The sequence below is a fragment of the Rhodococcus sp. Ni2 genome (assembly GCF_021352185.1).
GTDB lineage: Bacteria > Actinomycetota > Actinomycetes > Mycobacteriales > Mycobacteriaceae > Rhodococcus_F > Rhodococcus_F qingshengii.
Genome location: NZ_WOXZ01000001.1, coordinates 749,580 through 773,194 on the forward strand (window position 1 = coordinate 749,580; position 23,615 = coordinate 773,194).

The window sequence follows — 23,615 nt, forward strand, 5'->3', positions numbered from 1 at the left end:
CTGATGTCATGATCGTCCACTTGATCATCGCGTGCGAAATCATGTTCTGGGTGTTCATCGCCGCAGGTCTCGCGGCCCGCTATCTACTGCGCCGCAAAACGCTGGGCGCCGCACTGCTCATCTGCGCGCCCCTGGTGGATGTCGTACTGCTCGTCGCCACAGCCCTCGATCTTCGTGGCGGTGGCGAGGCGAACTTCACCCATGGGCTTGCCGCGGCCTACATCGGATTCTCCGTCGCGTTCGGACACAGCCTCATCTCCTGGGCCGACGCCAGGTTCGCCTACCGATTCGCCGGCGGCCCGGCTCCCGTCGCACCACCCAAGTACGGGAGTGCGCGAGCACTGCGCGAATGGCGCGAGTTCGGCAAAGCCGCGATCGCCTGGGCCGTCGCGTGCGGACTTCTCGGCGCGGCCATCTTCCTCGTCGACGACCCCACCCGCACTGGAGCCCTCGACGGATGGATCAGCAAGCTGACAGTGGTACTCGCAATCTGGGGAGCAATCGCCCTGAGCTACACGGTGTTTCCCAAGCGTGAGAAGGTCACGGCGCGCGGCTAGCCTCGACTGCCTGTTCGGTCGCGTCGCATACGATCACCGGACGCAGGACGAAAACCGGCAGCCTGCCACCGTCTTCCGGTCGCGCAAGACGAAGTTTCAGCCCTTCGCTGCGTAGCAGGTACACCCCGGCCACAGTGCCCGAGACGAGCGAGATCACTCCGCCCACGATCAAGGGCGCACGTGGGTCCACGGAGTCGGCGAGCCAACCCAGCAACGGGCTTCCCAGCGGTGTGCCACCGAGGAAACTGAGCATGTAGATACCCATCACCCGCCCGCGCATCTCGGAAGGCACCGACATCTGCAGGATGTTCATCGCGGACGTCGTGAACGTCAACGTCAGTGCGCCCGTGGGGATCAACATCAGCGCCACCAACGCGTAGGTGGGCATCAATCCCACCGCGACCTCGAACACACCGAAAGCCACGGCGGCACCGAGGAACGTCCGCAACCGCGGCGCTTCCTTCCGTCTTGCGGCGTACACAGCGCCGGCAAGGGTGCCCACGGCGAGCGTCGTGGACAGCAATCCGTAACCGTCGGCCTCGAGGCCGAACGTGTTGCGCGCCATCACCGCCAGGCTGATCGCGAAGTTCAGGCCGAAGGTCGAGACCATGAAGACCGACACCATTATCACGCGAAGGTCCTTGCGGCCCCATACATATCGGAACCCGTCGCGCACCTGCCCCTTGGTGCGCGGGGCCGGTTCCGACGGGATCAACTCCTTCTTGTTCATCAGGTAGAGCGCGATGAGCACCCCACCGAATGTTGCGACGTTGAGCAGGAACACCCACCCTGTTCCGATCAGGTTGATCAGCACACCCGAGATGGCCGGACCGACGATGCGGGCCGTGTTGAACGTCATGGAGTTGAGCGCGATGGCGTTGGACAGGTGTTCCTTGCCCACCATTTCGATGGTGAACGATTGACGCACGGGTGCGTCGAGCGCCGAGACACAGCCGAGGGCAAAGGCAATCAGGAAGACATGCCACAACGCGACGAGCCCACCGACGTCCAGCAGACCCAACACCAGCGCGCATACCGCACTCGCCCACTGCGTGAAGATCAGGATCCGACGCTTGTCGTACCGATCGGCCAGCACCCCACCCCACACCGACAAGAACAGCGTCGGGCCGAACTGCAAGGCCATGACGATGCCCACCGCCAGCGCGTTGCCGTCCGAGAGCGTCAGTACCAGCCAGTCCTGGGCGATGCGTTGCATCCACGTGCCGACCAGAGAAACGATCTGTCCGGAAGCCCAAAGGCGGTAGTTGCGGTTGCGGAGCGCGGCAAACATGCCGGAATCGGGGTCTCGGGGCACCCCACTATCTTGCCCCTCGAGTAATTCGTTTGGGCAACGACCTCTAGGTAGCGGAGCTACTCCGTCTTGTTGACCATCTCGGTGATGATCTCGACGGCACCGCGCAGTGTCGCGAGTTCTTCGCCACCCAGCCCGGCCAGCTGCTCGTTCATCCACGCCTCACGCGCATGGGTTTCGTCCGCGAGCAACGCCTGCCCGGCGTCGGACAGATTCACGATGATCTGACGACCGTCCGTGGGATGCGGCGAGCGCTCGACCAGACCGAGCTCGGCGAGAGAAGCAACAACGCGCGTCATCGACGGCGGCTGCACTTTCTCACGTGCTGCGAGTACGCCAGGAGTCATCGGGCCGTACTGATCCAGGCTCGCCAAGGCGGACAGTTGCGTCAGCGATACCTGAGCGTCGACTCTGCGGCCGCGCAGATGCCTGGTGAGACGCACTACAGCCAGGGAAAGATCGCTGGCCAGCGCACGAGTTTCGGTGGTCACGCGTCAGACAATACGTCAAGAGCTGGCCGGTAGCTCACGTAATCGAATACCGGTCAACCCTGATTTCACGTAAGGGCGTCGGTAATGGGTCCGACAGTGAAGTAGGCCACAAAAAGTGCCGCCACGATCCAGAGCAACGGGTGGATCTTCTTGATACCACCGCTGGCAGCGTGCAGGACCACCCATGAAATGAAGCCGACGCCGATGCCGTTGGCGATCGAGTAGGTGAACGGCATGACGATCATGGTCAGGAACGCCGGGAGAGCAACCGAGAACTTGGTGAAATCGATGTCTCGGACCTGCCCGATCATCAGCGCACCGACGACGACGAGGGCAGGCGCAGCTGCCTCGATCGGCACGACGGAGTAGAGCGGCGTCAGGAACATCGCGACGAGGAAGAGCAGTCCGGTCACGACGTTTGCCAGGCCCGTGCGGGCGCCTTCGGCGATACCCGACGCGGATTCCACGAACACGGTGTTCGACGACGCCGAAGCGCCACCGCCGACGATCGCGCCCGCGCCTTCGACGACAAGCGCGCGACCGACGTTGGGGAGGTTTCCGTCCTTGTCGGTCAGGCCGGCTTCCTTACCGAGACCCGTCATCGTGCCCATGGCGTCGAAGAAATTCGCGAGCACGAGGGTGAAGACAAGCAGGCTGGCGGCCAGAACACCGATGCGGGTGAATGCGCCGAAGATGCTGACGTCGCCGACCAGGCTCAGATCAGGCATACCACCGAGCATCTCCGGGATCGCGGGGATGCTGAGGTTCCAGCCCTTGGGGTTGGTTCCGAGCGAGGGTCCGACGTCGGCAACTGCCTCGATGATCGCGGCGAGGATCGTCGTGACGACTATGCCGATCAGCAGTCCACCACGAACCTTGCGCACTACCAGAACACCCATGAGCAGCACACCGAAGATGAACACCACGGTCGGCCACGAAGCGATGGAGCCGTTGATTCCGAGTCCGACGGGAACCGTCGTACCGGCGGCATCGGGGATACGGCGGACGAATCCGGCGTCGACCAGTCCGATGAAGGCGATGAACATGCCGATACCGGCCGCGATCGCGGACTTCAATGCCGAGGGAATCGCATTGAACACCGCAGTTCGGAAGCCGGTGAGTGCCAACAGAACGATGATCACACCGTCGATGACCACCAGGCCCATCGCCTCGGGCCAGGTGACCTGAGGTGCGATTGTGACGGCGAGCAGGCTGTTGATGCCGAGACCCGCGGCGATGGCAAACGGATAGTTGGCAACGACACCGAAGACGATGCTCATCAGGCCGGCAACCAGAGCGGTGACCGCAGCCACCTGGTTGACCGGAAGGATGTTGCCGAGAACGTCGGTCTTCGCTGCAGCGTCGTCAGCCGAGAAACTGCCGAGGATCAGGGGGTTGAGGACCACGATGTAGGCCATCGCCACGAAGGTGACGACACCGCCGCGAATCTCGGTCGAGATCGTCGACCCTCGTTCGCTGATCTTGAAATAGGTGTCGAGGATCTTGCCGGGTGCCGCCATGTTTGTTCTTTCCCCATCGCTGTAGGTCGCCGTGTGCCGGCGCACATGAAGCCGGTCGCACTAGGGAGAGTAGGCCACCGGGGTACGGGTAGCGTTAATTTTGTGACGGAGACTCGCAACACAACAGGCCTGATCGGCAAATTGTCCGCACCCGCGCCGGCACTGATCATCGGCACCGCGTTGTGGGTGATCGCCACGATCGTGGTCGCGGTGAGCGGCGATCGTTGGTCGGATGCACTCCCGATCTGTTACGCGGGTATCGGAGTCGGCTTCCTCGGCTTCGCTCTGTTCTCCATTCAACGACGCGCAGCTGTGCGCGGTGACAAGGGCGCACAGCAGGGCGCCGGTCTGGTCGACTGAGCAGGTCGATTCACCCTTTCAGTATGGTAAGCCTACCCTGCACTCCAGTGTCGGTCTTAGCTTGTCAATGCTGAAAGGAACCACGTAGCCGTGAAGATCTCCCACCGAAATCGTTGGAAAAGCCGAGGACGTTGGACGAGACTGACATCCGTTGCTGTGGTCGCCCTGGTCGGCACAGCACTCGTCTCCTGCAGTTCGAACGACGACGCAGCAAGTAGTCCGTCGAGTTCCGGTGGTGGCGCCTTCCCCGTCACGATCGATCACGCTTTCGGCAGCACCACGATCGATTCCGAACCACAACGGATCGTCACCGTCGGTTACAACGACGAGCAGGCTCTGTTGGCTCTGGGCATCAAGCCCGTCGGAATGGTCAACCAGTACCCGGGCGAACCGGACGTCAACCGCACGTGGCCATGGGTCACCGGCCCTTGGGGCGGAACCGAACCGACCGTCGTCGGCAGCAATCCCGAAACCACGATCAGCGTCGAAAAGATCGCTGCGCTCGAGCCCGACCTGATCCTCGCGCTCTACTCGAGCATCGACAAAGACCTGTACAGCACACTTTCCGCGATCGCCCCGACCGTCGCGAAGGATCCGGCCTACGGCGACTACGCAACTCCGTGGCAGATCACGACGAAGACCGCAGCGAAGGCAGTGGGTCGCGAAGCCGACGGCGAGAAGTTGGTCGCCGATATCGACAAGCAGTTCGCCGACGCCAGAAGCGCTCACCCGGAATTTGCAGACCAGACCGCGGTGATCATCAGCGTCGACGCGACCCCGGAGTTCTACGCCTTCTCCTCCGAGGACGCCCGCGGACGGGTTCTCGGCAGTCTCGGATTCAAACCTGCTCCCGCGGTCGAGGCCTTGATGAACGGTGAGTTCTACGCGCCGATCTCCACCGAACGACTGGATCTTCTCGACGTGGACCGTCTCGTTGTCATCGGCAATCCCGATGCCGCACAGGCGGTCCGAAACAACCCTGGCTTCCAGCAACTCGACGTGGTCAAGGACAATCGCGTCGTCTACGTCAACGACGATCAGGCTCCGCAGGTCGGTGCGGCCTTGACCGCAAGCTCGGCACTGAGCTTGCCGTGGGCCACGAGCCAACTACTCGCCGAGCTCACGAAGTAACCAGCGCCCGGCGCTTTCTGATCTGCGCGGTTCCCCAGATCCACACCCCGGCCCACATCATCCCGAACGCCCAACCTGCTAGTACATCGGTCATCCAATGGGCAGCCAGGTAGACGCGGGAGAATCCGACGGCGATCGTGTACAGGCCGAGGCTCGCGAGCATTGCCATCTTCGCGAGCCTCGGCAAGGCAAGACGAAGGATCACGGCGGCAACCGAAGTCGCGAGTATCGCGCTCATCATCGCGTGGCCCGACGGGAACGAATACGAATCGATTTCGATCAATCGCTCCGGAACGGGTGGGCGGGTTCGCGTGAAGATGCGCTTCAATCCGCTCATCACGAGCAGACCGGTCAACATCGATCCGGCGATCAGCAGAGCTTCGGTACGCAGTCCCCGAACCAGAAGCACGATCGTGAGCAGCGTCGCGATCAGCCACGACGCGAGGGTTCCGCCGCTGTCGGTGATGACGTCGACGACGTCTACGAGCCACGCCGTCCGCTGACTCACTGCGCTGTCGAGTACCCACTGATCAAAAGACATCTGCCCTCACATTCCTTGCGGCAGAGTCCACGTACGCATCACGTGATGAACGCCGTCCGAGTCCACCCACCACGGCACGATCACCGTCGTCTCGACCGCCCCCGTCAGTTCCACCGTCAGTTCGTGATGGATCACTACCTCGCCGCTGGGTACCTCACGGCCGAGGGCTGCGAAGCCGAGAACTGCCTGCGGTTCGTTCGCCCAAGTCGTCACGACGCCGGTGCTGCTCACTCGTCCGTGAACGGATGCAGACGCCGTCGCGACGTCGAGCAGATCTGCCAGTGCGTCGGCCGTCTCGAAGCTGCCGAGCACCACTCGTTGCGCAGGTAGTGCTGCTCCCAGCCACGGTTGGTCGAGAACAAGGGCGTCGCCGGGATCGACCAGATCGCCGGAAAGGCCTCGCACGAACGGAGGCAGGTGCAGTTCCTCCAGGTCGAGAACCCGTCGCTGCGCTGCCTCACCCAGCAGTCGGTGCGTCCGCGCGACGACGGCGGAGGCCGGCATCCGTAGTGGGTCGGCAAGCCGATCGAGCAGCAGCTGAGCCAGTTCCGGATCGTCGACGGTATCCGATGCCAGCAATCCGGAGAAGAATCCGGCGTCGGGGTGTTCGGCAGCATCGAGCAATCCCTCGAAGGTGCGATCGCCCGGAGCGCGCAGCAAGCCCAGCACCTCACCGCCGAGTTCGGCATTCGAACGCAACCACCACGCCGTGTATCCACGACGGTCGGTGAGCAGCGCCCGCGTCGCCGGCGACTCGACCAGCAGCGACAGCGCCTGCGGCCAGCGGTCTTCGTCCACGAGATCGAGATCGCGCACGGCTTCGATGTATTCGGGGTCCTCGTCGAGGGTGTCCCACCATGCGTCTTCGGCGTCGAGATCGTGATCGGGGCCGGACGGCAATTCCTCACGGACCACCGTGAAACCCCACCCGACACCGACTACCCGTAGCGCCTGCTCCCCCACCCGCTGAACAAAATCAGCGTCGACGATGCCGAAGGGAGAATCCTCGACCAGGACGCTTGCAAGGGGAGCTCCCGGAAGCAGAAGTTGGTCGGCGGACCGCAATTCGCCTTCCGAATCAGGAAGCAGCACTTCACCGATCCACGACGGCAGCGCCCCTGGCGCCACGTGGGCCGCCAATCCGAGTACAACTTGCGCCAACTCCGTCGCTACCGAATCATCTTGGTCCGCAGCATCTTCGATCAATGCGCGCAGCACCGGATCGGACAGCAGGTCGGTGGCACTCGCGGTCTGCGCTCCCAATCGAGACAGCAACGGGTGAACCGCGACGGGATGAACCAACCTCGTCCACTGCACCGACGGCGCGTCTTCGCCCAGTTCGACGCCGACGACGACGGTCCGCGGCCCGGTCACCGTCCGTCCGTCGGAGAGCGGAACCGGCAGTGTTCCAAGCTCTTCCACCGCAAGAGTGTCGATCACCAAGGGCTCGAGAGCCGAATAGAGTCGATTCCACCACTTCGGTTCACGTTCCGAACCGCTGAGCAGTTCCGCGATGCGCGCGAGCCCGATGCGGTGCGTCGACACTGCCGCGAGTGCTCGCTCGTGCTTGGGGCCGGAGAGCTCGGGGACAACCAGGCCGCCGATGATGTCGGTGAGCAACTCGGCAAGGTCATCACCGAGCCCGGGCACCACGGATGCTCGCTGCGGCGCGCGGTCGGGTTCACCGACCACCGGAAGCCACTCGTTTTCCTGCAGCTCCTTCAGAAGCGCTTCGCGCAGAAGCGAATCGGTTTCGCTGCGGGCAAAGGCAGGGATCGGGACGAGTGCCGTTCGCTGCCGAGGAGGTAGTGCAGCAAGGAACTTCGCGTACCCCTCGGCAAGCGGAGCGATCGGTGCAGCGGGCATGAGGCGTCGCCGATCGGGTTGCATTGCAATGTCGGCAATGATGATCGCGGGGATCGACAGTTCCTCGTCGGATCGCGTCGGCGCCCGCAGGACGTCGTCTGCGACCGGCTCGACGACCCCGTCGCGGACCGGCACCAACCATCGCGCGTTCGGCGCGGTGTACTGCCACCACGTGCGATCACCTATCGCGATCTCGACGAGGCCGGAATCCAGCACCCGTTCCGATCGCCGAAAAGTTCTCTCACCCAGACGAATTGATCCGAGAGCCGGGAGTTCGAGCAGCAGGTCGACTGCCTCACGTGTCATCTGCGAAAGCAGCGCCGCGGCATCGACGTCCGGCCGAAGCGTCAGCACCACTTCCGAATCAGCACCATCGCTCGGCAATTCGCCAGACGGCCACACCAAACGAAGTACGGGGACACTGGTTTCCGGTACCGGGAGTTCGCGAGACTCGATCTCGCGCAGAGTGTGCGAGGCAGAGAATCGAATCGATCCCGTCGACGAGCGCAGTTCCACCTCGTCACTGACCGAGAGAACTGCCGAGAATCCGACGCCGAACCGTCCCGTCACACCTTCGTCGGCGTCGACCTTGTTCGACGCGCGCAGCGCGGTCAGCGCATGTACACCGGATTCGTCCAGTGGACGGCCCGTGTTCGCCACCGTCAGCGTCCGACCGTCCACATCCACCCACAAAGAGCCCTGGACGCCCTCGCGTGCAGCTGCATCGGCAGCGTTCTGCGCCAGTTCGGTGAGCAGACGGTCGCGGTACCCGGCCTTTGCGAGGTCGGATTCCGCAGCCGCGTCTTCACGCAATCGCGTCGGAGATTCCGACCACGCGCGCAGCGTCGCCTCGCGGAGTGCGTCCGTACCGAACGGATCTTCTACTCGGTGGATACCGAATCCTCAACTGCAACAGCGCTCGACGGGCGAGCGGGCACCGCAATCAGCTCGACGGCCCCGTCGTCGAATGCGTCGAACTGCGGCGAGCCCGCACCGAGCGGCAGGCTGGTGTCCGAGTGCGCGCCACAACCGTAGGACACGCTGACCACACGGCCGTCTGCGGAGAGTTCGTTTCCGCACACACCGAACGCTGCGTGCAGCGAACCGGCGAGTGGAAGGAAGAATCCACACAGTCCACACGTCGACGGCGCGGCCTTCGCCATCTCCGACTCCGGGCCGAAGTCACCGTCGAACCAACGCTGCGCGGCATCGAGTCGGCCCTCGCGGCTCATGACCTGTTTGCGGCCGAGCCCGATTTCGAGAGCTACCTCGTCGACTTCCGGGTCACCGGTGGCGACGTAGCCGGGAACGAGGCGAGGATCCTCGGCCGGCGGGGCGAGTAGGTCACCGACGGACAGATCGCCGGGACGAATCCGCTGATCCCATGGCAGCCATTCCGGCGCAACCAACGCGTCGGGACCCGGCAACAGCGCCAACTCACTGATCGTGGCGTGGGTGTCCTCCGGTCCGGCAGCGACGACAACCGCCCACTGCCAACCGCGGTATCCCGGAATGTCTGCTGCAAATCGATGGGTGGCGGCAAATTCGTCCTCCGACGTCACGCCGAGGTATGCCCCCACACCGCCTTCATGCAGGTCGACGACTGCCTTTCGGGCAAGCTCGACCGCATCGGCCAGTACTGGGCGCGGCACTGCACGCTCTGGAGAAGTAGCAACACTCACTCCTCCAGTTTGCCGCACCACCGCAAGTCCGCAACGCACTGGGCTGCCATGCTGGGCAGATGAGTAGGTCACACGCCAATTCCGTGCGCACTTTTGCAGTGGTCGCCGTGATCGCCTCGGCCTTGGCGGGGTGCTCCGATTCCCCCGGCGCTCCCGACAACCTCACGTCCGAAACCGGCTCCGTCGAGATCGTTCGAGTGTCCGCGCACGATCCCGACGCGTTCACGCAGGGCCTCGAGATCGACGGAAACCGGTTGTACGAAAGCACCGGACGCGTCGGGCAGTCCTGGGTGCGCTCGAGCGAGATCTCCGACGAGCAGCCCCCCGCTTCGGGACCGGAAGTTGCGCGTGCCGATCTCGACCCGCCGTTGTTCGGTGAGGGCATCACGGTCGCCGGAGACACACTGTGGCAACTCACCTGGAAAGACGGCGTTGCCATCGCCCGTGACAAGGACACCTTGACCGAACGGGGGCGGTTCCCACTCGACACCGAGGGATGGGGAATCTGTTCGCTCGGGGATCGGATTGTCTCGAGCGACGGTTCGGCCACGTTGACCTTTCGCGATCCCGAAACCTTTGCGCCGATCTCGACCGTCGACGTCACCAGATCTTCGGAGTCCGTCGGCAAGCTGAACGAATTGGAATGCGCCGAAGACGGCTCCGTCTACGCCAATGTCTGGACCACGGACACCGTCGTCCGAATCGACCCGTCGGACGGCAGCGTCACGAACGTGTACGACGCTTCGCCGCTACGCGAAGAACTCGTCGCGGACGGATCGACCAGCACCGTCGACGTTCTCAACGGCATCGCGCAGATTCCCGGTACCGATCGATTCCTGCTCACCGGCAAGTATTGGCCGCAGATGTTCGAAGTCCGTTTTGTTAACTGAGTCCGACATGACACAGGACTCGCAGGGGTGTGCGTGGTAGCCGCGCCGACACTAGGACAGAATTGAGTGGTGACCGGACCGCGCGAACCCTACGACCCCGAAACTCGGCGAATCCACGACGAGCCGGAGGGGCAACAGGTGCACCCCGGTTACGACAATTACCCACCCGCGGCCCGCCCGGACAATTACCCACCTTCGGCCCGTCCCGCTGCCCGTCGCACGCCTTTGCCACCGCTGCATCCGATTCCCGAATCGCGGGGAGACTCCGAATCCGCGGCCGGTTCGAAGACGCCGGGGGCGGACGCTCCCAAGGCTCCACCGATGCCTCGCAAGCTCACCGTCACTCGCGTCGCAGCGATGCGCAGCCGCGAACTGACGAACAAGGGCATCGCGACCTTCCAGCGCGCGGCGAAGGCCGACGGCGCGGACAAGTCCGGTCTGACCGCTCTCACCTACGCGGTGATGACGAACAACGCGACCGACGCGGCGATCTCCGTCGCTCTGGCCAACACCCTGTTCTTCTCGGCGGCGACGGGCGAGGACAAGACCAAGGTCGCGCTCTATCTCCTGATCACGATCGCACCGTTCGCGGTCATCGCACCGCTCATCGGCCCCATGCTCGACCGGTTGCAGCGCGGACGCCGCATCGCACTCGCGTCGTCGTTCGGAATCCGGACGCTCCTCGCGGTGATCCTGGTCTTCAACTTCGACAGTTGGATCCTCTATCCGGCCGCGCTCGGCATGATGGTGCTCAGTAAATCGTTCTCGGTGCTCAAGAGTGCAGTGACACCACGTGTCTTACCACCGGAAATAGACCTGGTGCGCGTGAATTCGCGTCTGACGGTCTTCGGGCTGATCGGTGGAACGATCGGGGCCGGCGCGGTCGCAGGTGCGCTCGCGCTCGCTTTCGGTTCCACCGGCGCCTTGTGGTTCGCGGTCGCCGTCACCGTGTTCGGCGCATATCTGAGCATGCGAATCCCGTCGTGGGTCGAGGTCACCGAGGGTGAGGTACCCGCGACCATCACCTACCACCCGGACGAAGCGCATCACGCCGGCAGCGCCCCACCGCAGCCGGACGCCAAACCTGCCAAGGTCCGTCAGCCTCTCGGACGCGCCGTGATCATCGGACTCTGGGGCAACGGCACCATTCGCGTGCTCACCGGCTTCCTGACGCTCTACATCGCGTTCGTCGCCAAATCACGCACCGATCACGAGCCGCTCCAGCAGGCCATGATGCTCGGCCTGGTCGGCGCAGCAGCCGGTCTGGGTAACTTCGCCGGAAATGCCACGGGTGCGCGCCTCAAGCTCGGCCGGCCTGCCTTGATCGTGCTCCGGTGTACTGCGTCGGTGTGGATCATCGCGGTGATCGCAGCTCTGACGGACAACCTCATGACGGCCGCGCTTGCCACGCTCATCGCATCGGCCGCCAGCGCGCTCGCCAAGGTCTCACTCGACGCGTCACTCCAGCACGACCTGCCCGAGGAATCGATCGCGTCCGGATTCGGTAGATCCGAGACGGTTCTGCAGCTGAGCTGGGTACTCGGCGGCGCATTGGGGGTTCTGCTTCCGACCGAATACTGGATCGGGTTCACTGTTGTATCGGTGTTCCTGACGATCGGGCTTCTGCAGACCTTCCTGAGCTACCGAGGAAGCAGCCTCCTGCCCGGCCTCGGCGGGAAGCGACCCGATCTGGCCGAACAAGAAGTGACCGAAGTGATTTACACCGGTAAATCCAACCGAGGACAAGGAAGTACTCCGCAGTGATGATGCGCTCGAGAACAAAGAAGATCGTGGCAGCGATCAGTGTCCTGATGGTGGTGGCACTGGTTGCTTACGTCTCCGTTCTTTTCGTGATCATCAAGAACATCAATGACGACCCCGACAAGCTGCCGGTCATCACTGCATACGCACACGGCAAGACGATCGAAACGAACCCTGCCGGTTTCTGCACCATCGACCTGTCCCAGTGCGCCCAGGTGGGCGACATCTACGCACTCGACGTTCCAGCGGGCTACCCGCTGCAGCTGTCGTTGTCGACGGACGTCTCGGATGCGCAGTGGGCACTGCTCGCCGTCTACGAGGATGCCGACGGCAACCAGACCGGTGAGCCCCGAGTCTTCGAGCCCGGCGAGGCCCTGGCAGTGACGGTCGAGTCTTCGAGCGATCCCGTCAAGCAACTCGTCGGCGTCGAAATCCACCTCGCCGTCGGTGAGGGAAGCGAACAGGGACTGCTGATCTGGTCGATCAAGACCGCTTGATCCCCGGAACGTCGAAAATGCCCTGCACACCGATTGGTGTGCAGGGCATTTTGTTTCGAAGCCGTGTATGGCAGCTCGTATCGAGCGATCAGGTGTCGAGCTCGCGAGCGACGGCCCGGACGACCTCGGAGATCCGCTGAGCGGTCTTGCGGTCCGGGTACTTGCCGTTGCGCAGATCCGGCTGGACCTTCGCCTCGAGCAACGTGATCATGTCCTCGACCATGCCGTGCAACTGATCAGGGGTGTGCTTACGCTCGACGGGCTCACGACGCGTCGCCGTCGCGCCGCGCAACGACGGCGCCGGCTCGAGTACCTTCAGGCTCAGTGCCTGCGGACCGCGGCGGCCCGCAGCCATTCCGAACTCGACGCGCTGGCCGGCCTTCAAGCCTTCGACGCCCTCGGGGAGAGCGGAAGCACGGACGTAGACGTCCTCGCCCTCTTCCTGCGACAGAAAGCCGAAACCCTTTTCGACGTCGTACCACTTCACCTTGCCGGTCGGCACCGCGTTCACCTGCTCATCACTCGACTGGGGCGTCTGCCCCAATGTGCTCGGGAGGCTCTCGGAAGAGCCTCATGGCCTTGCTCGCATCGCTTCCGGTGGAAGAATGCAAAAGAACGCGCCCCACACTTGCTTCAGCGGGGCGCGCAGTCTGTTAACAGTCTACCTGTGACGAACCCGGGTCGGCACCCAGGTTTACAGGCACTATCCTCGTAGGTGTGGACCCTCAACCGAACCCGCGCACTTCCGGCACCGGAAACGGTCTGTTCCGTACGGCGATGGCACTGTTCATCGTCGGATTCCTGGCGATCGTGGCCATCTTCGCAGTCCATATCTTCAGCGACACCCCACCCGGCCTGGCGTTGTACCTGGTAGCACTCGCGTGCCCGATCGGCTTCCTCCTGGCCATCGTCTACACGCTCAGATCCGGTCGACGCGTGCGCTGATCACTCCCGCCTCCAACCGAAAGGTCACTGACCATGAGAATCCTCCTGAACGTGATCTGGCTGGTCTTCGGCGGCTTCTGGCTGGCGTTGGGTTACTTCGCCGCAGGCATCATCTGCTGCATCCTCATCATCACGATTCCCTTCGGAATCGCGGCATTCCGCATCGGCATCTACGCACTGTGGCCGTTCGGTAAGACCGTCGTCGACAAGCCGACCGCTGGTGTCGGTTCGATGATCGGCAATGTCATCTGGGTGATCATCGCCGGTATCTGGTTGGCGATCGGACACATCGTCACCGCCGTCGCGATGGCGATCACGATCATCGGAATTCCGCTCGCGGTCGCGAACCTGAAGATGATTCCGATCTCGCTGATGCCGCTCGGCAAGGAGATCGTCGACGTGGACCGGGTGAATTACGCATAGTCGTGGACCGCGTCGATTACGCATAGCGGGCCCGCGGACCGAAGAACCCGACCACAGCAGTTGCTGTGGTCGGGTTCTCTGGTATCAGGTCGTATCAGCGGCCGAGGCTACCGAGTCCGGGGAGGTTACCGAGCGAACCGGTACCCGTTCCCGGGTTGCCCGGATCGACGGGGCCGACCGGCCCCTCGGAGACCACGATGGTCACGCTCGAAGCACGCGAAAGCACGCTCTTCGCAGTGACCTCGACGGTGACGCTGCCGACAGCGGTGGGGGTACCCGAGATGGTGCCGTCCTGTGCGAGGGACAGTCCGCCGGGCAGAGTGCCACTGGTGAGTGCAAAGGTTGCGCGCGCATCGGCGGCAGTGAGCTTCTGCGAATACGCCTTACCTACCTGAGCGGCAGGCAATTCGACGGTCGCGGGTAGCGGGTACGCAGCAACGACTGTCACCTTGCCCCCGTTGGTCGTCGACGCGATGGCGCCGGTCGAGGTGTCGAGCGCGAGGTTTTTGACCTTCTCCAGTGCCGGAACCTTGGTATCGGTCAGAGCGGTGGTGGCGCGGGTCGTCAGATCGACCGACCACAGGTGTCCGTTCATGACGTCCGCGACATATGCAATGCCTGCCGCAGCGTCGACGACCACGCCGTTGGGAATCGCGGTCGGAGACAGCGTGGTCTTCGACAGAACCGCGCCGGCCGGGGTGATCGCCCACAGGTTGGTTGCCCGGGTGTCGGTCATGTAGATGTTGCCGGTGTTCGTGTCGACATCGACGTCGACCGGGTAGAGGTTGTCGGCACGCACGATCGACTTGAGTGCTCCGCCCTTGCGTACGTCCGCCTGCCACAGCGTGCGGCCGTAATTCTCGTCGAAGAAGTTGGTGTCCGCGATGTAGAGGAAGCCGCGGACACTGTCGAAGGCGAGCTTGGTCGGCGTTGCCGACTTGTGGACCAGAATGCTCGACACGGCGTCGGCGGCGTTGGGGTCGACGACTCGGATGTTGCCGGACTTGTAGTCCGAGAAGTACGCGCGGTGTGTTGTGGGATCGACGACGACATCGTTGATCTGCGGACGCGAGCCGTCGGGGTTCTTCTCGCTCAGCGTGACCGTCTTTTCGACCTTCCCGGTCTTCGTGTCGACAATCGAGATCGCGCCGCCGTAGGAGGAGGACACGTATGCGCGTCCGAGGCCTGAGTCGACGGCAAGTGCCGACGGGTAACCGACGACGCCGTCGATGGTGCCGACGGACTTGCCGGTGTTCGTGTCGACGACGGACAACGAGCTGGTCGGTCCGCCGTACTGCGTGATGTATCCGCGGTGGGTTGCCGAGTCGACGACGATGTCGCCGGGCTGGGTTGCGGAATAGCTTCCGACAACACCGTGTGTCGGATCCTCGGGTGAGGCGTGTGCAGCGGGAGCAGTGACGGCCAGGCCGACAGCAGCAGCGGCGACGGCGAGTGATGCGGTGACCGCACGCCGACGGTATTGCAGTTTCATGAGGGGTGCCCTACTTCTTTGGAAGACTCTGCGAAACCTGCCCAATCGAGGCAAGTCAGGCAAACCTAACCTAAGTTTCGATCTCGATGTTGAGACACGGGCCACACCTTGGGCCCGGATCGACACACCTCTCAATCGCCCGAAATTGTATTTCCACATAACGTGTGACCTTGCTCACATTACGGATGGATAACGGAACGGACACAACCGGACATTCACTCGGGCACCCCCACCTACCTGGGAAGAGTCTCCTGCGCTTTGTGTGACGCGTTGTACGGCTTTCGCCACGCCGCGTTATCAAATGGTGACACGAGCGACTCGAGCCGTTACCGTCGTTTTCGGCCGGGAAACTCGGCCACCTCCGGCCCGCCGCGCCAAGCCTTGTCCCGCGGGTACCGGACTTCCGACAGAGCATTCCAGGGACGAGGACGGGGGACCCAAAGTCCTCTGTGAGAACAGAAAAGTTCTCCAGTGGACACCGGTTCGATCGCAAGACCGAATCTTGGGGTGAAGCCAGACCCTTTCCAGCCAGGAAAGGCGAGGCCGGGCGACCTCTCAGCCCGAACCCGACAGCTGACCTCGCAGGCGCGTGTGGAGAGGATTTCGACCATCATGAGCGGACGCCATCGCAAGCCCACCACCACCGGCCGCACTGTCGCCAAGGTCGCCGTCACCGGCGCCATCATGGGCGTAGCAGGAATTGCAGCCACCGGAACCGCAAACGCTGCCCCCGACTCCGACTGGGATCGTCTCGCCCAGTGTGAGGCCGGCGGAAACTGGGCCATCAACACAGGCAACGGTTACCAGGGCGGACTGCAGTTCTCCCCCAGCACGTGGAACGCACACGGCGGCGGACAGTACGCAGCCACCGCAAACCAGGCCACTCGCGAGCAGCAGATCGTTGTTGCCGAGCGTGTTCTCGCAAACCAGGGTTGGGGCGCATGGCCGTCCTGCTCCTCCAGCCTCGGGCTGAGCAGCGGCGCCACCGAGCGTTCCGCTCCGGCCACGACGGCTCCTCAGGCAGCTCCGGCTCCGGCGCAGCAGGTCGCACAGACCGTTGCACACCCGGTCGCCGACGCCATCGATCAGGCAATCGCATTCGCCGAGGCCAACGGTATCCCGGTCGACCCGCAGATCCTCGCAGTCGCCGACACCGCGAAGTCGTTCCTCAAGTAACACCGGCAAGACTGTCCGCTCGGACGCTCGAACATCAAGAAGGCCCGCACCGATTCGGTGCGGGCCTTCTTCGTGTCGAGTTGTTATCGGTTGATGACGGTGTGCGGGTGTAGGTAAGGAAGTGACTCCACCGGAACCGGAAAGGTGGTGTCCTCGCCGAAGGGTGAAAGTCCACCTGCGCGGGTCGATGACAATTCGGTCACTGCGTGATCTCCGTCTGCAGTTTCCGGCCATCCTGGATCTACATAGTGTTGCTTCGAATTGTTGGCCACGAAGTCATTTTGACAGGACGCCGTTACGCCGTACAGACCAGGTCTCTAATCTGATACCTGATGACCGAAACACGTGGCACCCCGGCGGGCAGTTCCGCAGCCGAAAGTCTGACCGATTGGCTCTCGGCGCGCAGTGACGCCGAGTTGACGGAGTTGCTGCGTCTGCGCCCCGATCTGGCCGTACCGCCGCCGAGCACGATGGTGGTTCTCAGCGGTCGGGCACAGCAACGCGCGTCGGTCAGCCGAGCCGCGGACGAACTCGACACCCTCGATTTCGGTCTTCTCGAATTGTTGGCACTGGCCGGCGCCGAGGAAACTCCGATGACGCGGGCGGAGCTCAACAGTGCGATCGCCGAACGCGCCCTGACCGGCAAGGGCAAGGTCACCAAGAAGGCCGTCGACAAGTCTCTGTCGAAGATGCGCGCGTCCGCCCTCATCTGGGGTGTCGATCCCATCAGCGTCGTCCCGGCAGTCATCGGGATGATTCCGTGGCGTGTGGGGCGCGCCCTCGAACCTGCCGAGGCGATGACCGAGACCGAGATCTCGGCTGCGCTCAACGCTCTGGACACCCGCGAGCGGGATCTCCTCGAGACACTCGCCAACTCCAGCCCGATCGGTCGCACCCGCGACGCTGCCCCCGGAACGCCGCCTGAGCGCCCGGTTCAACGACTGCTGGCGGCCGGCCTGCTGCGGTGGCTCGACGAGCAGACCGTCGAGCTTCCGGCGACGGTTCGTCAAGTCATCCGCGGCGAGCCGGTTTTCGATCCGACGACGCTGACCGCACCTGTCATCGGGGGCGACAAACTCAAGCCGGCGGACGTGAACGCCGCAGCAGCCGGCGAGGCGCTCGAGTTGGTACGCCAATGCGAGAACGTGATCGCTGTTCTGGGCGCAGCGCCGGCCCCCGCACTGCGAGCCGGTGGGCTCGGTGTTCGAGAACTACGACGCGTGGCCAAGACGGCCGATCTCGACGAAGCGCGCGTGAGCCTACTTGTCGAGTTGCTCTCGGCAGCCGGACTCATCGCCAGTGGAACACCAGACCCGGCGCCGGTCTCGGACAACGCGGACGAATACTGGACGCCCACGCTTGCGGTCGACGGCTGGCTGAACGCATCCACAGCGCGACGGTGGGAGGTCCTGGCGTCCGCCTGGGTCGACGTACCTCGAGTCCCGTGGATGATCGGGCTGCGCGATTCCACCGACAAGCCGATCGCGGCGTTGTCCGAGGAGGGCCGCGCTCCGGCGGCTCCGCGAGATCGTCAGGCCATTCTGGGGCTGCTCTCCGAACTCGACAGCGGCCAGACCGCGTCGGCCGTCGAGGTAAGTCGGCTGCTGGCGTGGCGACGCCCGCGATGGAGCGGGCGCCTGCGGACGTTCGCGATCGAGCGGACTCTGGACGAGGCCGCTGCTCTCGGGCTGGTGGCCCGCGGCGCGTTGTCGTCACCTGGACGAGCCTTGCTGCACGGCGGGGACGCCGAAGCCGAAATGCAGTCCGCGCTACCCGAGCCCATCGACTACATCCTGGTCCAGGCGGATCTGACTCTGGTTGCGCCCGGCCCGCTGGTACCGGACCTGCTCGAGCAGGTGAGCCTGGTCGCAGACATCGAGTCGGCCGGATCGGCGTCCATGTACCGCATCAGCGAGGACAGCGTGCGTCGTGCGCTCGACGCCGGTCTGACGGCCACCGAACTGCATGCGATGTTCGCTTCGAAATCGAAGACTCCTGTCCCCCAATCACTTTCGTATTTGATCGACGATGTCGCCCGTCGACACGGACGACTGCGTGCCGGAGTGGCGGCGTCGTTCATTCGATGTGAGGACGCGTCACTGCTGGCGGAGGTCCTCGCATCCGCAGTGGCCGAGCCGTTGGCACTGCGCGCCTTGGCTCCCACCGTCGCGATTTCGCAGGCCCCTCTCCGCGAAGTCCTGACCGAGCTGCGAGCCGCCGGATTCGCGCCGGCAGGTGAGGACTCCTCGGGCACGTTGGTCGATCTCCGCCCACGTGGGGCACGTGTACCCAACCGTCGCAGCCGACCGGCGTCGAGGATGCCGGCGAGCCCGTCGGCGGATCAGCTGGCGTCGTTGGTCCGCACGATGCGGGCCGGAGACCGTGCTTCCGCCCCCGGCCGCGGCGGAGTGCGAACGGACGGTTCACGGGAGAACAACGCCGCCACCATCGCCTTGCTGGCCACGGCGGCCCGAGACAATTCGAGCGTCAACATCGGCTACGTCGACGCCCAGGGGGTCGCGACGCATCGCATCGTCGACCCCGTCAGCGTTGGCGGCGGACAGCTGGACGCCTTCGACCCCGCGAGCGGCGCGGTTCGCCGTTTCACGTTGCACCGAATTACTTCCGTCAGCCCCGTCGACTCCGGAAAAAAGTAGCAAAAAAGAAGCAACTGGCTTTTTTCTGTAAATGAAGTATGGTCGAGGTCAGTTTGTGATTGCCACTTCGAAAAATGAGGAGCGACAATGGCTGACAAGGCGCCGGGTAAGAACATGAAGAAACCCGCCCAGTCGATCAAGGAACGCCGCGCGGAGAAGCGGGCGAAAACTGCGGAGTCTTCCGAGTTCATCCGTAAGCGGAAGCGGAGCTGACAGCAAAGTCCAGAGAAGACGAGCTGATTGCGAAGCTGACCAATGCCTGCCTCCACCGACACCCTCGTGCACCTGCACGAAACGTTCAACCTGTTCAAGTCACGTAATCGAGGAACTGACGCACGCTCGCGAGGGTACGCAGCGGGCATGACCCTCGCTTCACTCTGCGTCCTCGACGAACACGCTCGGCAATCCGGAATACTTCTATCGGATTTACCGCAGAAAGAGAATCAACCATCGTGAAAAGAACAATCCATACCCTGGACCGCATTCAAACGAGACTCGAATCGGAGCTTGATTCCACTCCGGGTGATTCCGAAAAGAATATCGGTTACCGGTCCGGAATTTCCGAAGCTATTACTCATGTAATGGAAATGCGGAAGTCAGTGGTCGCGCAGAAATAGGAGACGCATCGATTAGGCGCTCACCCCAATAACTGCCGCACACCACCCACCAGAAAGACGACCTGGTCCTCGTAGAAGTCGGCAAGCCGCTCCGGCGCGAGCGGCTTGCCACTTCCGCTCCAATCGTCCGCCCGGCTCAACGCCTGGAGGAAGCCCATCAAGGCAATCGCCCAGCGAGTCTCGAGCCGTTCGGGATCGGTAGCAGGAAAAGTACGACGGACCTGGTCGAGAAGATGTTCACGCAGGTGCAGCTCGGTCGCCTCGAGGGCTGGATGGCCCGGTCGTGACATCTGCGGCTGCGAGATCTGCGTGACGATTCTGATCCATCGCATTCCCCGCGTGCGATGGCGAAGGAGCAATGCCTTGTAGGGCGCAGTGACGGCCCGTACCAGCGCCTCGACCGTCGGCGGCGTCTTGTCGGCGGAGAGGGCGTCGACGTTCGCGCTGATCTGATCTCGCACCGACGTTCCCATGTCCAACAGCACCGCTGCGACCAGATCGTCCTTGGTTCCGAAATGGTAGTGGACCGATGACGGCCCGAGACCGGCCGCGGCGTTGACCGAGCGCAGCGAAACTGCATCCAATCCCTCTGTCGCGAAAAGCCTTTCAGCAGTTTTGAGCAAACGCAGACGCGTCGCGTCGCCTTGACGGTTCTGCCGGGAGTCGGTCATACGAACGAGCTTCGCACGGGATCGACAAACGTCTCAACCGTGGCGAACGCGGAGTCAGAGTGATTCACGGTGTGCTCGCACCCTGTTGTCGCGATCCACCCAGCCGTGGGCGCGTGCGTAGTCCACCATCGCGGAGAACTTCTGTCTCCACTCGGTGTTTCCGATCCGGGCAGCGACGGCTTGCTCCAAGTGGCCGATGTCGAGCCAGACGTGATCCCCCTCGAGTTCCCCCCACGGTTCCAGTACCCGACTCAGAGTCTCGGATCGATCGTCGCCGCCAACGACGACCGAGAGACTGGTGAAGTCGTCGACACTGTTCAGTTCGACGGTCGAGGAGTCGGGGGTGATTGTGACGTCCAGTTGCATACCTCTTCAATACTCCTTCGGAAAGTACTTGGTTCAGTCGATCGACTCGCAACAACGATATCCGACGTCATTGCACCAGATAACGTTGAACTACAGGTGATTACAAATCTCCCACTGTGCGGGAGGCTCAACTTATTGGATCAGTTGATCCATGTTAGACATCTCGATCAGAGCGAGTGATCCAAATCACTCCCCTGTCGACAGGAGTTGTCATCGTGTGGTCCGCATCGTCCATCCGCTTCGGAGCCTTCCTCGCCCCGTACCATCCGCTCGACGCCGATCCCGCCCTGCAACTCAGACGCGATATCGACCTCATGACACACCTGGACCACCTCGGATTCGAAGAAGCGTGGATGGGTGAGCATCATTCGACCGGCGCCGAGATCGTGCCTGCCCCGGACATGTTCATCGCGGCCGCCGCAGAGCGAACCGAGCGCATCCAGTTCGGCACAGGCGTGACGTCTCTGCCCTATCACCACCCGTTGATCACGGCCGACCGCATCACTCAGCTCGATCTGCAGACGCGCGGACGACTCATCTTCGGCACCGGCCCGGGCAAGATCCCCCTCGATGCGCACATGATGGGCATCAACCCGTCGGACCAGCGTCGTCGCCAGGGCGAAGCGCTCGAGGCCATTCTCGCGTTGCTTCGCGGCGAGGTCGTCAACATGGAAACCGACTGGTTCACGTTGCGTGACGCACGTGCGCAACTGCCCACCTACCGTGCGGACGGCATCGAGACCGTGACAGCGTCGACGATTTCCCCCAACGGTTCGGTGCTCGCCGGCAAGAACGGCCTCTCCCTGCTCTCACTCGCGGCGAGTTCACCCAGCGGCTTCGACGCACTGGATCGCAACTGGGATGTGTACGAGAAGGTCTCGGCCGAGCACGGCCACCACGCCGACCGAGCGACGTGGCGTGTGGTCACTCCGATGTTCATCGCCGAGACCCGAGCCGAGGCCGAGCGCGCCGTGAGCCGGCGGATCGGATCGATGGCTTCTTACGTGAATCGACAGACCGGCCAGAACCCGGCCTGGGCAGATACACCTGCCGGAATCATCGATCAGTGGCGAAACGACACGCTCGGCGAGTTCGGTCAGGCGATCATCGGTACCCCCGAAGATGCGATCGCACAGATCGAGCGTCTGATCGAGAAGACGGGAGGGTTCGGCACGTTCTTGATCCTTCACGTCGACATGGCGAGCTGGGAGGACACCAAACGCAGCTACGAATTGTTCGCCTCCGAGGTGGTCCCGCACTTCCGGAAGCGAAATGTCGGGCGTCAGGCGAGCATGCAGTTCGCCGAGGACAATCGCGAATACCTGATCGGCGGGCTGGTCGGAGCGATCACCAAAGCCCATACCGACTACTACGGCCGGCCGGCCGAGACGGGAGCCGTGCGCGCATGAGGGCCGTCCGTTTCCAGCAGGGAGAATTCGCGGTCACCGAGATCGCCGACCCGCCGCCGTTGGCACCCCATCAGATCCGCATCGACGTCGTCGCCTGCGGGATCTGCGGCAGCGACCTGAGCATGTCGAAGGACCCGTGCCGATTCGTCGAGGTCGCGCACGACGGGGGCTACCCGCTCGCCACCTTCGATCCGGACGCGCCAGTGGTGCTGGGGCACGAATACGCGGGTATCGTCTCCGAGACCGGTTCTGCAGTAGACGATTTCGCGATCGGCGATCGGGTGGCCGGCATCGGCTTGGCCACCGACACCGCTACCGGGATCCCGACGATCATCGGCTACTCGAACGAGTACCACGGCGCGTTCGGCGATCACATAGTCGTCGACGCGTTCTGGGTCCGCAAAGTTCCCGACCACCTGTCACTCGAGCACGCCACACTTGCCGAACCTCTCCACGTCGGCGAGATGCATCTCCAACAGTCCGGCCTCACCTCGGCCGATTCGGCGCTCGTCATCGGTTGCGGAACGATCGGACTGGGCGCCATCGTCGCCGCGAAAGCGCGCGGAGCGCAGATCGTCATCGCGTCGGAGCCCTCCCCCAAACGACGCGAGCTCGCCGCGAAGATGGGCGCGGACATCGTTGTCGATCCGGCCGAGCAGGATCCGATCGAACTGTGGAATCGAATGATCGCCGAAGGCAACCAGCTTGTCGGCCAGGCCGCGAACGGAGTTCTGATCGCCTACGAATGCAGCGGTCGGGCGGGAGTCATCGGAGAACTGATGCACACTCTGCCGTTCAACTCGCGGATTCAGGTTCTGGCTGCGCCGTTCGGCGACGAGACGATCATTCCCGTCGTCGGGCAGTTCCGGAGGATCTCGATCAACTTCGGTCACGGTCCTTACGAGAATGCCTACGACATCACCCTGCAGAGGCTCACCGACGGCGAGATCGACGCCGAAGCGATCATCACCGGCAGGGTCGGTCTGGATGGAGTCTCGGACGCTTTCGCAGCTCTGCGCGCACCCGACGAACACGTGAAGATCCTCGTACTACCCGCGGGCCTCCCGGAATAGCGGTCGATCCTGCCCTGTTGACGTAGGGGTGCTCGCACTCGGGCACCTCTACTTCGGGCTGTGCGAGCGTCGCCTGTTGGCGTCTGCGCCCCGATACCAGGACAATGGCAGGGTTGGCGTCAGCCGACAACGCGGCGCAACGCTCTGTGGCTGCCGCGTTTGCTTCACTAGGAGGATT

The 23,615-nt window shown here is 63.4% G+C and carries 24 protein-coding genes and 1 riboswitch; of the genes, 13 read left to right on the plus strand and 11 right to left on the minus strand.

Annotated elements, in window-relative coordinates; all coding sequences use genetic code 11:
* The first annotated feature begins 8 nt into the window (after positions 1-8).
* Positions 9-557 (plus strand): hypothetical protein, encoded by a 549-nt coding sequence (locus tag GN300_RS03530; protein ID WP_003940103.1) that lies wholly within the window; start codon positions 9-11, stop codon positions 555-557.
* Here GN300_RS03530 and GN300_RS03535 read toward each other — a convergent pair.
* From GN300_RS03535 to GN300_RS03545, 3 genes are all read right to left on the minus strand, one after another.
* Complete coding sequence (locus GN300_RS03535; RefSeq protein WP_063316057.1) at positions 541-1,848, minus strand: MFS transporter; 1,308 nt, start codon at positions 1,846-1,848, stop codon at positions 541-543. The two genes, GN300_RS03530 and GN300_RS03535, sit on opposite strands and share 17 nt — an antisense overlap.
* A gap of 80 nt (positions 1,849-1,928) precedes the next feature.
* The gene (locus tag GN300_RS03540) at positions 1,929-2,360 is read right to left on the minus strand and encodes a MarR family winged helix-turn-helix transcriptional regulator (protein WP_003939901.1); all 432 of its coding nucleotides are present in this window, start codon (positions 2,358-2,360) and stop codon (positions 1,929-1,931) included.
* 65 nt (positions 2,361-2,425) lie between these two features.
* Positions 2,426-3,880 carry an NCS2 family permease gene (locus tag GN300_RS03545; protein ID WP_003940242.1) on the minus strand — a complete coding sequence of 485 codons (1,455 nt, stop codon included), beginning with the start codon at positions 3,878-3,880 and terminating at the stop codon, positions 2,426-2,428.
* A gap of 102 nt (positions 3,881-3,982) precedes the next feature.
* On the opposite strand from GN300_RS03545, the gene GN300_RS03550 reads away from it, so the two are divergent.
* Positions 3,983-4,240: a DUF2530 domain-containing protein gene (locus GN300_RS03550; RefSeq protein ID WP_007733492.1), complete on the plus strand. Its 258-nt coding sequence runs from the start codon at positions 3,983-3,985 to the stop codon at positions 4,238-4,240.
* A gap of 90 nt (positions 4,241-4,330) precedes the next feature.
* Positions 4,331-5,371, plus strand: coding sequence for an iron-siderophore ABC transporter substrate-binding protein (locus GN300_RS03555; RefSeq protein ID WP_058037819.1), 1,041 nt, complete (start codon positions 4,331-4,333; stop codon positions 5,369-5,371).
* On the opposite strand, the gene GN300_RS03560 is transcribed toward GN300_RS03555, so the two are convergent.
* The 3 genes from GN300_RS03560 to GN300_RS03570 all read right to left on the minus strand — a co-directional run bounded on the left by GN300_RS03560 (position 5,361) and on the right by GN300_RS03570 (position 9,481).
* A complete protein-coding gene (locus GN300_RS03560) occupies positions 5,361-5,912 on the minus strand; it encodes a phosphatase PAP2 family protein (RefSeq protein WP_030535362.1) in 552 nt (183 codons plus the stop codon). The two genes, GN300_RS03555 and GN300_RS03560, sit on opposite strands and share 11 nt — an antisense overlap.
* A gap of 6 nt (positions 5,913-5,918) precedes the next feature.
* Positions 5,919-8,591: a sacsin N-terminal ATP-binding-like domain-containing protein gene (locus tag GN300_RS03565; protein WP_063315904.1), complete on the minus strand. Its 2,673-nt coding sequence runs from the start codon at positions 8,589-8,591 to the stop codon at positions 5,919-5,921.
* A 68-nt stretch (positions 8,592-8,659) separates the two neighbouring features.
* Complete coding sequence (locus tag GN300_RS03570; protein ID WP_030535360.1) at positions 8,660-9,481, minus strand: DUF3027 domain-containing protein; 822 nt, start codon at positions 9,479-9,481, stop codon at positions 8,660-8,662.
* Between the two features lie 38 nt (positions 9,482-9,519).
* On the opposite strand from GN300_RS03570, the gene GN300_RS03575 reads away from it, so the two are divergent.
* From GN300_RS03575 to GN300_RS03585, 3 genes are all read left to right on the plus strand, one after another.
* Entirely contained in the window at positions 9,520-10,350 is an 831-nt protein-coding gene (locus tag GN300_RS03575; RefSeq protein ID WP_233405567.1) for a glutaminyl-peptide cyclotransferase, read from the plus strand.
* A 69-nt stretch (positions 10,351-10,419) separates the two neighbouring features.
* On the plus strand, positions 10,420-12,114 hold the full coding sequence (locus tag GN300_RS03580) for an MFS transporter (protein WP_223304424.1): 1,695 nt from the start codon (positions 10,420-10,422) through the stop codon (positions 12,112-12,114).
* A gap of 26 nt (positions 12,115-12,140) precedes the next feature.
* Positions 12,141-12,608, plus strand: coding sequence for a DUF2771 domain-containing protein (locus tag GN300_RS03585; RefSeq protein ID WP_223304425.1), 468 nt, complete (start codon positions 12,141-12,143; stop codon positions 12,606-12,608).
* Positions 12,609-12,696: 88 nt separating this feature from the next.
* Here the strand turns inward: GN300_RS03585 and GN300_RS03590 are convergent, their stop codons facing one another.
* The gene (locus tag GN300_RS03590; RefSeq protein WP_007733502.1) at positions 12,697-13,110 is read right to left on the minus strand and encodes a cold-shock protein; all 414 of its coding nucleotides are present in this window, start codon (positions 13,108-13,110) and stop codon (positions 12,697-12,699) included.
* Between the two features lie 215 nt (positions 13,111-13,325).
* On the opposite strand from GN300_RS03590, the gene GN300_RS03595 reads away from it, so the two are divergent.
* Both GN300_RS03595 and GN300_RS03600 read left to right on the plus strand, forming a co-directional pair.
* Entirely contained in the window at positions 13,326-13,553 is a 228-nt protein-coding gene (locus GN300_RS03595) for a hypothetical protein (protein WP_003940194.1), read from the plus strand.
* 33 nt (positions 13,554-13,586) lie between these two features.
* Positions 13,587-13,976: a YccF domain-containing protein gene (locus tag GN300_RS03600; RefSeq protein ID WP_003939919.1), complete on the plus strand. Its 390-nt coding sequence runs from the start codon at positions 13,587-13,589 to the stop codon at positions 13,974-13,976.
* Between the two features lie 94 nt (positions 13,977-14,070).
* On the opposite strand, the gene GN300_RS03605 is transcribed toward GN300_RS03600, so the two are convergent.
* On the minus strand, positions 14,071-15,468 hold the full coding sequence (locus GN300_RS03605; protein ID WP_058226123.1) for a YncE family protein: 1,398 nt from the start codon (positions 15,466-15,468) through the stop codon (positions 14,071-14,073).
* A 383-nt stretch (positions 15,469-15,851) separates the two neighbouring features.
* Positions 15,852-16,072: riboswitch (cyclic di-AMP (ydaO/yuaA leader) on the plus strand.
* Positions 16,073-16,080: 8 nt separating this feature from the next.
* Here GN300_RS03605 and GN300_RS03610 point away from each other — a divergent pair.
* Positions 16,081-16,644 carry a transglycosylase family protein gene (locus GN300_RS03610; RefSeq protein WP_003939675.1) on the plus strand — a complete coding sequence of 188 codons (564 nt, stop codon included), beginning with the start codon at positions 16,081-16,083 and terminating at the stop codon, positions 16,642-16,644.
* A gap of 83 nt (positions 16,645-16,727) precedes the next feature.
* Here GN300_RS03610 and GN300_RS03615 read toward each other — a convergent pair whose 3' ends face one another.
* A complete protein-coding gene (locus tag GN300_RS03615) occupies positions 16,728-16,916 on the minus strand; it encodes a hypothetical protein (RefSeq protein ID WP_063315903.1) in 189 nt (62 codons plus the stop codon).
* Positions 16,917-16,976: 60 nt separating this feature from the next.
* Between GN300_RS03615 and GN300_RS03620 the strand changes: the two genes are divergently transcribed.
* Positions 16,977-19,301 (plus strand): helicase-associated domain-containing protein, encoded by a 2,325-nt coding sequence (locus GN300_RS03620; RefSeq protein WP_030535357.1) that lies wholly within the window; start codon positions 16,977-16,979, stop codon positions 19,299-19,301.
* An 87-nt stretch (positions 19,302-19,388) separates the two neighbouring features.
* Positions 19,389-19,514: a hypothetical protein gene (locus tag GN300_RS29660; RefSeq protein WP_007733507.1), complete on the plus strand. Its 126-nt coding sequence runs from the start codon at positions 19,389-19,391 to the stop codon at positions 19,512-19,514.
* A gap of 424 nt (positions 19,515-19,938) precedes the next feature.
* On the opposite strand, the gene GN300_RS03625 is transcribed toward GN300_RS29660, so the two are convergent.
* Positions 19,939-20,589: a TetR/AcrR family transcriptional regulator gene (locus GN300_RS03625; RefSeq protein WP_003940633.1), complete on the minus strand. Its 651-nt coding sequence runs from the start codon at positions 20,587-20,589 to the stop codon at positions 19,939-19,941.
* 54 nt (positions 20,590-20,643) lie between these two features.
* Positions 20,644-20,955 (minus strand): hypothetical protein, encoded by a 312-nt coding sequence (locus GN300_RS03630; RefSeq protein ID WP_003939736.1) that lies wholly within the window; start codon positions 20,953-20,955, stop codon positions 20,644-20,646.
* A gap of 215 nt (positions 20,956-21,170) precedes the next feature.
* Between GN300_RS03630 and GN300_RS03635 the strand changes: the two genes are divergently transcribed.
* Positions 21,171-22,364: an LLM class flavin-dependent oxidoreductase gene (locus GN300_RS03635; protein WP_063316055.1), complete on the plus strand. Its 1,194-nt coding sequence runs from the start codon at positions 21,171-21,173 to the stop codon at positions 22,362-22,364.
* Positions 22,361-23,437 (plus strand): alcohol dehydrogenase catalytic domain-containing protein, encoded by a 1,077-nt coding sequence (locus GN300_RS03640; RefSeq protein ID WP_058037815.1) that lies wholly within the window; start codon positions 22,361-22,363, stop codon positions 23,435-23,437. The genes GN300_RS03635 and GN300_RS03640 overlap by 4 nt, the downstream gene beginning before the upstream one ends.
* Positions 23,438-23,615 lie beyond the last annotated feature (178 nt).